The organism is Gracilibacillus orientalis, from assembly GCF_900114645.1.
GTDB lineage: Bacteria > Bacillota > Bacilli > Bacillales > Amphibacillaceae > Gracilibacillus > Gracilibacillus orientalis.
The window spans coordinates 1-12,513 of the sequence record NZ_FOTR01000005.1; the positions used below are offsets into that span (position 1 = coordinate 1).

Here is a 12,513-nt window from a genome sequence, read left to right on the forward strand (position 1 = left end):
TGCTATTTTTATGAGACTTATAGTACAGGCCCGTTGGTCAAGTGGTTAAGACACCGCCCTTTCACGGCGGTAACACGGGTTCGAATCCCGTACGGGTCACCATTTATATCAATTATGTTAGGATGGCATGTTAAGAACGCGACTTCCTGTCGCAAAACGTGCACTAGCACTTTTTGTGCGTCGGAGGATTAGCTCAGCTGGGAGAGCACTTGCCTTACAAGCAAGATGTCGCAGGTTCGAGCCCTGCATCCTCCACCATTTTAGCCGGTCTAGCTCAATTGGTAGAGCAACTGACTTGTAATCAGTAGGTTGGGGGTTCAAGTCCTCTGGCCGGCACCAGGTAATGTCATAATATTTATGCATGGAGGGATAGCGAAGTTGGCCAAACGCGGCGGACTGTAAATCCGCTCCCATCGGGTTCGTAGGTTCGAGTCCTACTCCCTCCACCATTGTATAAAATTTCTCTAAGTGTATATACTATTTTTTGTACACTTCATTTCCATTGTTGGGCTATAGCCAAGCGGTAAGGCAACGGTTTTTGGTATCGTCATGCGCTGGTTCGAATCCAGCTAGCCCAGCCATTTTTTTATGCCAAAAAATAATTACGAAACTCATTAGAGCCATTAGCTCAGTTGGTAGAGCATCTGACTTTTAATCAGAGGGTCGGAGGTTCGAATCCTCCATGGCTCACCAGTTTTAAGGGGCCTTAGCTCAGCTGGGAGAGCGCCTGCTTTGCACGCAGGAGGTCAGCGGTTCGATCCCGCTAGGCTCCATTATTTTAAAAGTTTACTAGAAAAGCGGTTTTCCATCAATTTTGGAAAACCGCTTTTTTGAATAATACTTTTTCATTGTAATCAACAAAATGAGGTGCAATATCTCTTGTTTTCTTCAGAAGATTGTTTCAATACGATCATTCACTATTTGTGCTATTCCTTGATGAAAAAGGAGAGTGGTTCTGCCAACATCATGCGAAAAGGCTTCCCGGAAGCGTAAGTATATTTACGTATTAGGGTAAATTCTATATCTTATTATCCAAAACTATAAAACTATTTACTCTTCTTAGTTTAAAGCTTCCTGTTTTTTTGTGAAAATTTGTCATGTATCAACAAAAATGTACATTTTCTTGGTATAATATTTTTGATTAGAAAAACAAAAAGGTATCAAAAAAATTATAAAATAAATGAAACTTTTCTTTGGGGTATCTCGTAATTAAAGTAACCGCAAATGTAGCGGAGGTAATTAGATGATTGAGGAAAAATTGAAGCAAAATATAAAATCAGTAAAAAAGGGAGACCAATCAGCATTCGAAGACATTGTTGCATTCTATCAAAATAAAGTCTTTGCTATATGTTATCGTATGATTGGAAATAAACAAGAGGCAGAAGATATCTCACAGGAAGCTTTTATTCGAGCGTATCTTAACATTCAGTCATTCGATGAAAATCGAAAATTTTCAACTTGGCTTTTTCGGATTGCAACAAACTTAACAATCGACAGAATACGTAAGAAGAAACCAGATTTTTATCTTGATGCTGAAATAAAAGGAACAGATGGATTAGATTTATATGCACAATTACCGGCTGAACAAGCTCTGCCAGAAGAAGAGGTAGAGAGTTTAGAAATGCAAAGTTATATCCAAAATGAAATAATGCAACTCCCTGCAAAATATCGGAGTATAATCGCTTTACGTTTTTTAGATGAGCTATCTCTAAAGGAAATTAGTGAAATACTGGAAATGCCAGTGGGGACAGTCAAAACGAGAATCCACAGAGGCAGAGAAGCTCTTAGAAAAAGGCTTCGCCATGTTTAAGGGGTGTGAGTGAAATGAAATGTAATAAAGAAATTGTTGAATTGATGCATCAGTATTTAGATGGTGCTATAACGGAAACGGATGAACAGCGATTACGCTCCCATTTACAATCATGTGAAGCTTGCCAAACACATTTTCAAGAATTAAAAAGAACGGTAGCATTAGTGACAGCAAACATCGAATTAAAACCTTCAAAGGACTTTACTAGTAATGTAATGGCACAATTGCCGAAAGAGAAGAAGCGTATGTCGGCGAAAAGATGGATGAAGCTACATCCAATGCTAACAGCAGCTGCCATCTTCTTTATCTTGATGTTTAGTGGGACTTTTTCCGCATGGAATCAAGATCAACATCAATTAAGTTATCCTAAGGGTCAAAATTTAATTGTAGAAAATGATACTGTTATTGTCCCGAAAGATGTGGTTATAGAAGATGATCTTGAAATAAAGAATGCCAATGTGAAAGTGGAAGGAAAAGTCTTAGGTGATGTTGTTCTTATAAATGGGAAGCATCTATCTGCCTCTGCAGGTAAAATAGCAGGAGAAATTAAAGAGGTAGATCAAATATTTAATTGGATGTGGTATAAACTAAAAGACCTTACTGAAAGTGTTTTTAGTTTGGACTAACAAGAGAAGACAGTGACTCTTATTTTGATGAATAAGTGTCACTGTCTTTGCATGTTTAAAACAAATAGAAAATATTACATTTATTTAATGGTTATATAAAACATATGTTATAATGAAAAATAACTACAATAGAGATAAGGAAGAGGATTCAGATGGACATAAGGTTGTGTTTGCATGCTTAATGGTGACATGAACGTACTTGATATTGTCAAAATCATCACAGATATTGCCATTGTTTGGTATGTTTTATATAAATTATTAATGCTAATTCGTGGTACGAAAGCGATCCAATTATTAAAAGGTATCTTCGTTGTCATTATCATTTATCTTGCGAGTGTATTATTCGATTTAAGTACAGTACGCATGATTATTTGGCAAGTGATTATGTGGGGACCTCTAGGAATTATTATCTTATTCCAGCCAGAATTAAGAAGAGCGCTGGAGCAATTAGGAAGAGGAAGCTTTTTTTCTCGAAATACAACTTCCGAGGAGGAAGAACTTAATCAATCGATTGAAGCAATTGTAGCTTCTTGTAAATACATGGCCAAGAGAAGAATTGGAGCTTTGATTACGATAGAACGAGAAACTGCAATGGGTGATTATGTATCAACTGGTATCCCGATTAATGGGAATTTAACTAATCAATTGTTAACGAATATATTTATTCCAAATACGCCTTTACATGATGGTGCTGTTATCATCAGCCGAGATGAAATTGTAGCGGCGGCCTGTTATTTACCATTGTCTGAAAGTCCATTTATATCGAAAGAATTGGGAACGCGGCACAGAGCAGCGCTAGGTATTAGTGAAGTAACAGATGCCATTACGATTATTGTATCAGAGGAAACTGGAGATGTATCGTGTACGAAAAATGGCGAGTTACACCGTAATCTGACGACGGAACAATTAGCAGATATCTTAGAAACCGAATTAGTGAGAAAATTTAAAACCTCAACGACGAAGGCATGGAATTGGAGGGGTAAAAAAAATGAATAAGTGGTTGGAAAAACCATGGGTTATAAGAGTTGTTGCCTTGATACTTTCCGTTTTGCTTTTTGTGGTCGTTGCATTTGATGAGAAGTTTTATGATAATGACGATGGATTTGAGTTATCATTTGGTACTACTAACGAAACACAGACATTGGATGATGTGCCTGTTCAAACACAAATTGATCAAGAGAAATATGTTGTAAGTGGAGTGCCAGAAACCATAACTGTTTCCTTGCAAGGATCGGTTAGCTTGGTAACATCGACCGTATTACAACGTAACTTTGATGTGTTTGTAGACCTCGAAGATTTAGGCACAGGTACACATATGGTTCCACTCGAATATTCAGGTATTCCAGACCGACTCAATGTCTACATTGAACCACAAGAAGTAGAAGTAACAATAGAAGAAAGGGCCAGTCAGAAATTTAATGTTACGATAGATACGGTGAATAGAGACATGGTGGAAGAGGGATATGAAGTTGCCAATGTCTATGCTGATCCAGAGCAAGTAGAAGTTACCAGTTCAAAAAACATTATAGATAAAATAGCGATAGTAAAAGGGTTTGTCGATGTCAGTGGTTACAGTGAATCAGAGACAATCGAAAATGTCCCTGTAAAAGTTTATGATGGTCAAGGAAATGAATTAAATGTAAGAATCGATCCACCAACAGTCGATGTGTCTGTGGATATGAAAAATCCAAATAAAACCGTCCCGATATCACTCCAATCGGAAAATGAAGTACCAGAAGATGTTCGTTTAACTTCGATGGAATTAGAAACAGAAGAAGTGAAAGTATTTGCTGCAGAAAGCTATTTAGATCAATTAGAAGAAATTGAGACAGAACCAATTGATTTAAGTCAAATTTCTGAAAGTGGCACGATCGAAGCCCCATTAGCAATATCTTCAGATGTTAGAAAGATAAATAGTGAGACAGTCAATGTTAATGTAGAAGTAGAAACAGTAGAGGAAGAAACGGTAGAGGACGTCCCGATTGAATATGATGATGAAGTAGACGAGCTTTCTGTATCATTTAGCGAGCCAGATACCAATAGTATGAATATCACCATGAGAGGCTTTCCATCAGATTTGTCAGATATAACAGTAGAAGATCTCCGTTTTACAATTGATATTGGAGATCTTGCTCCTGGTGAACATGAGCTTCCAGTTGAACTCGTTACACCGGAAGATATCCCAGAAGGGGTAGAATTCGAATGGGAATATGAACAAGTAACAGTAGACATCGAACAAGAAGAATAATTCATAAAACTGAACTTAATTGGATAAGTAATGTAAAAGGAGAGATTTGGAATGGGTAAATATTTTGGAACGGATGGTGTCCGTGGCGTCGCAAATAAAGATCTGACACCTGAATTAGCGTTTAACCTGGGACGATATGGTGGATATGTGTTAACAAAAGAAGCTAATAAACCTAAAGTGCTAATAGGCCGTGATACACGTATTTCTGGGAATATGTTAGAAGGAGCGTTAGTTGCTGGTCTTCTTTCGATTGGTGCTGAGGTTATGCGACTAGGTGTTATTTCTACACCAGGTGTCGCTTATTTGGCAAAAGTAATGAATGCGCAAGCAGGTGTAATGATCTCTGCTTCTCACAATCCAGTTGAGGATAATGGAATAAAATTCTTTGGTTCTGATGGTTTTAAATTATCAGATGAACAAGAAGCAGAAATTGAAGGGTTATTGGATATGGATACAGATGATTTGCCGCGACCAGTGGGAGAAGATGTAGGTCAGGTAAATGATTACCTTGAAGGTGGACAGAAATATATTCAATATTTAAAAGAAACAATTGATAATGAATTTGATGGTATACATATCGCATTAGATTGTGCGCATGGTGCAACATCAGGACTTGCATCACATCTTTTTGCTGATTTAGAAGCAGATATTTCAACCATTGGTTCATCACCTAATGGATTAAATATTAATGATAATATCGGCTCTACTCATCCTGAGAAATTACAAGCACTTGTGATGGAAAAAAGTGCAGATATCGGTCTTGCCTTTGATGGTGATGGAGACCGTTTAATTGCTGTTGACGAAAAAGGAAATATGGTTGATGGCGATCAAATCATGTTTATTATCGGAAATTATTTAAATAGACAAGGAATATTGCGTCATTCGACCGTTGTGTCTACGGTTATGAGTAATATCGGTTTTTACAAAGCATTAGAAGCGAATGAAATGAAAAGCAATAAAACAGCCGTTGGAGATCGTTACGTAATGGAAGAAATGCGCAAGGGTGGTTATAACCTTGGCGGGGAACAATCTGGTCACATCATTTTCTTAGATTATACTACTACTGGTGATGGGATGTTATCTGCATTACAACTAGTAAATGTAATGAGAGAGACAGGTAAGTCATTATCAGAACTAGCTAGTGAAATGAAAAAATTCCCGCAGGTACTAAAGAATGTTCGTGTAGTAAAGAAGAATGAAGTGATGACAAATCAAACGGTACTTAATGCTATAGATAAAGTAGAGGCAAAGATGGGTGACCAAGGACGTGTTTTAGTACGTCCTTCTGGGACCGAGCCTTTAGTTCGTGTTATGGTGGAAGCACCAACATTAGAAGACTGTAACCATTATGTCGATGCTGTTGTAGAAGTAATCCAGCAAGTAATGGGAATGGAAGATCAAGAATAAAAAATGAAGCTATGGGAAACCCCCATAGCTTCATTTTTTATCACTAATAGTATAGATAGCGCATAGAAATGTAGTAGATCTTTTACGATAAATATTGCTTATAAAGATCTTTTAAAGTAAAATAAAAGAGTCGTTTTCATTAACGACGTACTCAAAATTAGAAAGGAGTATAGAAAGAAGAATTGTAATTAAAGCGCCTGGGCTATGATGAACGAAATAATCAATAGCTGACGAGGTGGAGGTTTATCGAGGATGATCGGCGGATGCCTCCCGGTTGTACATCTCAACTGATATGTTTTTATTCGAAAACAGGAAGGCAACTTCTTGGTACAAGAATAAAAATAAGATGAACGAAACAAACACGAGAAAGGGGCAGATAGACGCCCCTTGTAACAAATAAGTTCAATGGTCGTTTGTTTGCCCCTTATTATAAGGAGGAAACAACGCTATGTGCGGTATTGTAGGATTTATTGGAGCAAATGATTCAAAGGAAATTTTATTAACAGGGTTAGAGAAATTAGAGTATCGAGGATATGATTCTGCAGGTATTGCTTTATTAAATGATAATGGTGTAAATGTGACAAAAGTAAAAGGACGAATTGCAGCGTTACGTGACAAGGTAGACCAAGATGTGATGGCGACAATGGGGATCGGACATACTCGTTGGGCAACACATGGTGAGCCAAGTGAAGACAATGCGCACCCTCACCAAAGTGGATCAGGCCGTTTCACATTAGTTCATAACGGTGTAATCGAGAATTACAATGAGATTCGAGATGAATATTTAGTTGGCGTTACATTGAAAAGTGAAACAGATACAGAGATCGTCGTGCAGTTAATTGAACAACTCGCTAGTGAGACGAATGATGTATTAAGTGGTTTCCGTAAAGCTTTATCTGTTCTAAAAGGATCTTATGCCATTGCTTTAATTGATAATCAAAATCCTGACCTTGTTTATGTTGCCAAAAATAAAAGTCCATTACTTATCGGTTTAGGTAATGGTTTTAATGTAGTAGCAAGTGACGCGATGGCAACATTAAAAGAAACGAATCGTTATGTGGAAATTGAAGATAAAGAAGTTGTATTGGTTCAACGTGACCGTGTGGAAATCCAGAAGTTAGATGGAGCAGTTGTAGAGCGTGAAGCGTATGTAGCTGAAATCGATGCTTCTGATACGGAAAAAGGAACCTATCCACACTTTATGTTAAAAGAAATTGACGAACAGCCATTTGTTATCCGTAAAATCATTCAAGAGTATCAAGATAAAAATGATACAATAAAATTAGATAAAGATATCCGTAAAGCGATGAAGAAATCGGATCGTATCTATATTATTGCAGCGGGAACAAGTTATCATGCTGGATTAGTGGGGAAGCAATTTATTGAACAATTGGCTAATATCCCTGTGGAAGTGCATATTGCAAGTGAGTTCTCTTATAATATGCCTCTGTTATCTGAAAACCCATTATTTATTTTCATTTCTCAAAGTGGGGAAACAGCAGATAGTCGTTCGGTATTAGTACAAACAAAAGCTTTAGGACACCCGGCATTGACGCTTACTAATGTGCCTGGTTCAACCCTTTCTCGTGAAGCAGACTATACCTTGCATTTACATGCAGGTCCAGAAATTGCGGTAGCATCAACAAAAGCATATACAGCACAAATTGCTGTGTTAGCTATTCTGGCGGTAGATAGTGCCAGAGCAAAAGGTATTGATCTATCATTTGATCCGCTCCAGGAACTTGGTATTGTATCAAGTGCCATGGAGACATTAACGGATCAAAAGGAAGAATTTGAGCGTATTGCAAAAGAAATGTTTGAAACATCAAGAAATGCCTTCTATATCGGTCGCGGCATGGACTACTTTGTTGTTCAGGAAGCGGCATTGAAGTTAAAAGAAATTTCATATATTCAAGCAGAAGGCTTTGCTGGCGGAGAATTAAAGCATGGTACGATTGCTCTAATAGAAGATGGAACACCAGTTATAGCTATCTCAACGCAAGGCAATGTCAACTTTTCGATTCGCGGTAACGTACAGGAAGTTGCAGCACGTGGAGCTAACACTTGTGTCGTAAGTATGAAAGGTCTGGAAAATGATAGTGACCAATTTGTCTTACCACAAGTCCATGAACTACTAACACCATTAGTAAGTGTGGTTCCAATGCAATTACTTTCTTACTACGCAGCACTTCATCGCGAGTGTGATGTTGATAAGCCAAGAAACTTAGCTAAGTCTGTGACGGTGGAGTAGTTAGACTTATAAGAAGATTTTTATTTGTAGCATGAAAAAAAAGTTCTATACTGAAATGTCTTTTTGTCACCCACAATTAATGTTTTTCCGTGAATTGGAAAGGAAAGAGCATTTGAGAGAGACTTTTGGAGAAGATGTGAGAGAAAAATGAAGTGATAATGAAATGGTTCAGCATCGGATAAAACTTGATTTATAGAGGTTTAGAGCAGAAGAGAAGGATATCCTTTTTCTTCTGTTCTTTTTTTATCTTCATTCAGTTTTTTTCTATTGCGGAAAAACAAAGTTACCGTTCGACAAATTTCGCGGGGTGTGTTTCGGGTCAAAATCGGCAGTTTTACGGAAAAACATTAATTACGTGTAAGAAATAGGAAAACAAGGTTGAGAGTAACGGTGGTAAGGGATTGAGGGGGATTTTGGGACGGAAAGAGATTAATTGTGGGGGATAATTGGCAGAGAATGTAATTGATATTAGAGAACAGTATCCTTTAGATAGAGAGAAAAAAACCAAAATAGCAGTTAAGAAACAAATTAACCATTCAATTGAAAAAGCAAATGGAACCCCCATTGTAATGACAACTGACTTTTTAATAACTTTAAATGGACAGAGTGGAATAAGTTATATTGCAAGGTCCATTAAGCCAGCAAACCAATTAAATGATAAACGTGTTATAGAAAAATTAGAAATTGAAAGGCAGTATTGGGAGGATGAAGATGTTGACTGGAGAATTATGACTGAGCTTGATATTCCAATTGACCTATGCAGAAATATTGAACAACTTCATCAGCATTATAACTTAGATGATAAAGAAAAATTGTTGGCTGAAACTCTGTATAGAGAACTACTAGAGCAGGAAGGCGTATTATTAAAAGCTTTAAATTCATTTGATTCCAAGTATAATTTGGAAGCTGGAAGCGCATTGGCTCTGTTTAAACATTTATTGGCTAATAAAGCCATTACATTGGATATAATGCAGAAAATAAACTACAGGATGGATATTGGAAATCTTAAATATATGGGATTAAGTCTAGAAGAAGGGACATTAAAACATGAAAATATATTCTAATGAAATTTTAGCAAATGTAAAGGAGAGTAAAAGATACAGGGTTTTATGGACAGACAGTAAAAATAGCTATACATATTTAATCGAAATAGATAATAAAAAGGCTTTACCTTTTCTAAGAACGGTGGATGCAATAGCCGAAGATATATTACTGGGAGTATTAGTAAAAGAAAAGAATAGTACGAGGATAGTAAATGAAGAAGAGGTTAGTAAAAGAGCCTTAGAGTTGAGGAACACAGCATGGAAAACTATAAAAGATGCTGTGAATCAGGAACCGGAAATTTACATATCTGAAACAAGAGGCAAAAATCATTGGTGGACTAATGGAAAAACACAATATAACAAAGGTTTCGCTTTATAGCTACCTAAGAAGATATTGGCAAAGAGGGAAAACACCGAATGCTTTAATTGCAGATTACAGTAATTCTGGTGGAAAGGGAAAACCAAAAGTAGCTAAGAAAAAAATGGGTGGGACTAGTAAATTTTCTGAATTCGAATCAAAAGTAGTTGTAGACGAGAAAATTAAAAGGGTATTCAGAATTACGCTTAGGAAATATTATTTTAATCAAAATAAAAATAGCATTCCTTTTGCTCATAAAATGATGGTTCGAGAGTTTTTTTGCTAAGGATTTTTATTATGAGGACGGTCAAGAGAAGCTAATAATTAGTGATAATGTTGCAATACCAGGTACTTTCTGAATACAGAATATAACGATCGTCAAAAAAGGGCATCTAGAGTTGGCTTAAATAAATTTGAGAAACAATTTCGTGAAATTCTAGGTTCTTCAACTTATGAAACATTTGGTCCGGGTACAAGATTTCAGATTGATGCAACGATAGCAGATGTTTATTTAGTTTCTGAATATATATAAATTTATTAATGAAAACTGGGGAAATAGCTGGGATGAAATTAATCATGAGTGGAAATCGATAATTGAGAAATTAATTTTTAGCAGGATGAATAATAAATAAAGCTTTAACAGGAATTAATAATTTCAGGAGAAAAGATATAAGTTATACCATATGTAAATAAATTTCATTGTTGACAAAATACCTGCCAGGGTATATTATAGGGTTAGTCAGATGGACACCGGTTCTGTTCATCAAATGTAAATTTTTAAAAGAGGGTTGACACCCACTTTTTATTTTATCATTTTATATACCTGTAGGGGTAAGGGTAATTTAGGTTAAAAAAAGCACACAAAATAGGAGGATTAACATGTCAGAAAAGAAAAAAACAACCATTGTTCTATTCAGTGGTGATTACGATAAAGCAATGGCAGCATATATTATTGCGAATGGTGCAGCTGCCTATGACCATGAAGTTACTATTTTTCATACGTTTTGGGGCTTAAATGCTCTAAGAAAAGATGAAAATATTGAAGTAAAAAAAGGTTTTGTGGAAAAAATGTTTGGCAAAATAATGCCAAGAGGTGTAGATAAAATGGGCCTTTCTAAGATGAATTTTGCGGGTGTCGGGCCTAAGATGATCAAAGATGTCATGAAAGAGCATAACGTGATGAGTTTACCGAATTTAATTGAGATGTCTCAAGAACAAGATGTTAAGTTAGTTGCTTGCACGATGACAATGGATTTATTAGGACTGCAAAAAGAAGAACTATTAGATGGTATTGATTATGCTGGGGTTGCAGCTTATCTTGGTGACGCAGAAGATGGAAATGTAAACTTGTTTATATAATAATGATGGATTTTTCCTTCATCAGTTGGAGGACGATAAAATGGAATATTTAAATTATGTTATTTATGCGTTAATACTGTTTTTTATTGTAAAACGATTTATTCCCGTTAAAGGAATCAAAAATATCTCAACAACGGAACTCAAAACAAAACTAAAAGATAAAAATAAGCAATTTGTTGATGTGCGAACACCAGCAGAATTTAAAGGGAATAATATTAGAGGTTTTAAAAATATTCCACTTCATACCCTAGGGGAAAAAGCAACAAATGAACTTTCAACTGATAAAGAGGTAGTTGTAATTTGTCAAAGTGGAATGAGAAGTCAAAAAGCATCAAAAAATCTAAAGAAATTAGGATTCACCAATGTAACAAACGTTAAAGGTGGCATGAATGCCTGGAGATAGTCTGAGTGATAAGAATCCATGAAAATTTAAATAAGAAAGGAGATGTTATTATGAAAAAAATTTCAACTAAAGAACTTCAAAATTTAATAGAAGAAAATAAAGACATAAATATTATTGATGTACGTGAGGTTGATGAAGTAACTCAAGAGAAGATCATAGGAGCAATAAACATTCCACTAGGTTTATTAGAATTTCGAATGCATGAATTAGATAAATCAAAGAAATATGTTATGGTTTGTCGTTCTGGTGGTAGAAGTGGTCGTGCCGTACAATTTCTAGAAAGCCAAGGGTTCAACGTAATCAACATGACTGGCGGAATGCTGGCGTGGGAAGGCCAAACAGAATAAAATTTTTTGATTACAAATATACTTGCACAGGTATTAGGAGGTTGTGTTATGGATTTATTAAAAGCAAATGTGGTGTTGGATGCTACAGGTCTAGCTTGCCCGATTCCTATTGTTAAAACAAAAAAAGCAATGAAAGATGTAGAAGCAGGGCAAGTGATTGAAGTGCAAGCAACCGATAAAGGATCAAAAGCTGATATCGAGGCTTGGGCCAACAGTTCTGGACATCAATATTTAGGGACACAAGAGGAAGGTGACACTCTAAAACACTATTTAAGAAAAGCATCTGATGAAGAAACAATTGAAAAAAAACATCCAAATACTGCTACAAATGAAGAACTAGCATCAAAGTTATCTGAAAATATTGTGGTTCTTGATGTAAGGGAGTCAGCAGAACATGCCTTTAACCACATTCCAAGTGCAGTTTCGATTCCATTAGGGGAATTGGAAGACCGTATAAACGAGTTAAACAAAGATGATGAAATCTATGTTGTATGCCGTACTGGAAGTAGAAGTGATTTAGCCGCACAAAAATTGGTGGAAATTGGTTTTAAGAATGTTGTTAATGTATTACCGGGGATGATTAAGTGGACTAGAGAAACAACAAAACTAGAAAACTAAGGAGGTAATGTTCTGGCGAATATTACTGTATATACAACAACAC

13 protein-coding genes and 7 tRNA genes are annotated in these 12,513 nt (G+C 36.2%); all 20 read left to right on the forward strand.

All coding sequences use genetic code 11. The features are described from left to right. The first annotated feature begins 27 nt into the window (after positions 1-27). The 20 genes from BM121_RS10395 to BM121_RS10490 all read left to right on the forward strand — a co-directional run bounded on the left by BM121_RS10395 (position 28) and on the right by BM121_RS10490 (position 12,470). A tRNA-Glu gene (locus tag BM121_RS10395) sits at positions 28-102 on the forward strand. A gap of 80 nt (positions 103-182) precedes the next feature. Next, a tRNA-Val gene (locus tag BM121_RS10400) sits at positions 183-258 on the forward strand. Positions 259-263: 5 nt separating this feature from the next. Then, positions 264-339: transfer RNA gene (locus BM121_RS10405), tRNA-Thr, on the forward strand. Positions 340-363: 24 nt separating this feature from the next. Next, positions 364-449 (forward strand) — tRNA-Tyr (locus BM121_RS10410). A gap of 57 nt (positions 450-506) precedes the next feature. After that, positions 507-581, forward strand: a tRNA-Gln gene (locus BM121_RS10415). A 36-nt stretch (positions 582-617) separates the two neighbouring features. Then, positions 618-693: transfer RNA gene (locus BM121_RS10420), tRNA-Lys, on the forward strand. 7 nt (positions 694-700) lie between these two features. Next, a tRNA-Ala gene (locus BM121_RS10425) sits at positions 701-773 on the forward strand. A gap of 470 nt (positions 774-1,243) precedes the next feature. Continuing rightward, complete coding sequence (sigW, locus tag BM121_RS10430) at positions 1,244-1,810, forward strand: RNA polymerase sigma factor SigW (protein ID WP_425432235.1); 567 nt, start codon at positions 1,244-1,246, stop codon at positions 1,808-1,810. 14 nt (positions 1,811-1,824) lie between these two features. Next, entirely contained in the window at positions 1,825-2,436 is a 612-nt protein-coding gene (locus BM121_RS10435) for an anti-sigma factor family protein (RefSeq protein ID WP_091483582.1), read from the forward strand. Positions 2,437-2,610: 174 nt separating this feature from the next. Continuing rightward, the gene (gene cdaA, locus BM121_RS10440; protein ID WP_091483583.1) at positions 2,611-3,432 is read left to right on the forward strand and encodes a diadenylate cyclase CdaA; all 822 of its coding nucleotides are present in this window, start codon (positions 2,611-2,613) and stop codon (positions 3,430-3,432) included. Next, positions 3,425-4,684 (forward strand): CdaR family protein, encoded by a 1,260-nt coding sequence (locus BM121_RS10445; protein ID WP_091483584.1) that lies wholly within the window; start codon positions 3,425-3,427, stop codon positions 4,682-4,684. Before cdaA ends, BM121_RS10445 begins: the two co-directional genes overlap by 8 nt. A gap of 51 nt (positions 4,685-4,735) precedes the next feature. Then, positions 4,736-6,091, forward strand: coding sequence for a phosphoglucosamine mutase (glmM, locus tag BM121_RS10450; protein WP_091483585.1), 1,356 nt, complete (start codon positions 4,736-4,738; stop codon positions 6,089-6,091). A gap of 448 nt (positions 6,092-6,539) precedes the next feature. Beyond that, positions 6,540-8,342, forward strand: a complete 1,803-nt coding sequence (glmS, locus tag BM121_RS10455; RefSeq protein WP_091483586.1) for a glutamine--fructose-6-phosphate transaminase (isomerizing) — start codon at positions 6,540-6,542, stop codon at positions 8,340-8,342. Between the two features lie 446 nt (positions 8,343-8,788). Further along, positions 8,789-9,406 (forward strand): TnsA endonuclease N-terminal domain-containing protein, encoded by a 618-nt coding sequence (locus BM121_RS10460; RefSeq protein WP_091483587.1) that lies wholly within the window; start codon positions 8,789-8,791, stop codon positions 9,404-9,406. After that, positions 9,390-9,764: a hypothetical protein gene (locus BM121_RS10465; RefSeq protein ID WP_091483588.1), complete on the forward strand. Its 375-nt coding sequence runs from the start codon at positions 9,390-9,392 to the stop codon at positions 9,762-9,764. Before BM121_RS10460 ends, BM121_RS10465 begins: the two co-directional genes overlap by 17 nt. After that, entirely contained in the window at positions 9,727-10,029 is a 303-nt protein-coding gene (locus BM121_RS10470) for a hypothetical protein (protein WP_091483589.1), read from the forward strand. Before BM121_RS10465 ends, BM121_RS10470 begins: the two co-directional genes overlap by 38 nt. A 593-nt stretch (positions 10,030-10,622) precedes the next feature. Continuing rightward, entirely contained in the window at positions 10,623-11,102 is a 480-nt protein-coding gene (locus BM121_RS10475; RefSeq protein WP_091483590.1) for a DsrE/DsrF/DrsH-like family protein, read from the forward strand. Positions 11,103-11,142: 40 nt separating this feature from the next. Beyond that, positions 11,143-11,505 (forward strand): rhodanese-like domain-containing protein, encoded by a 363-nt coding sequence (locus BM121_RS10480; protein ID WP_091483591.1) that lies wholly within the window; start codon positions 11,143-11,145, stop codon positions 11,503-11,505. Positions 11,506-11,555: 50 nt separating this feature from the next. Beyond that, a complete protein-coding gene (locus BM121_RS10485; RefSeq protein WP_091483592.1) occupies positions 11,556-11,852 on the forward strand; it encodes a rhodanese-like domain-containing protein in 297 nt (98 codons plus the stop codon). A 48-nt stretch (positions 11,853-11,900) separates the two neighbouring features. Next, complete coding sequence (locus BM121_RS10490; protein WP_091483593.1) at positions 11,901-12,470, forward strand: sulfurtransferase TusA family protein; 570 nt, start codon at positions 11,901-11,903, stop codon at positions 12,468-12,470. Positions 12,471-12,513 lie beyond the last annotated feature (43 nt).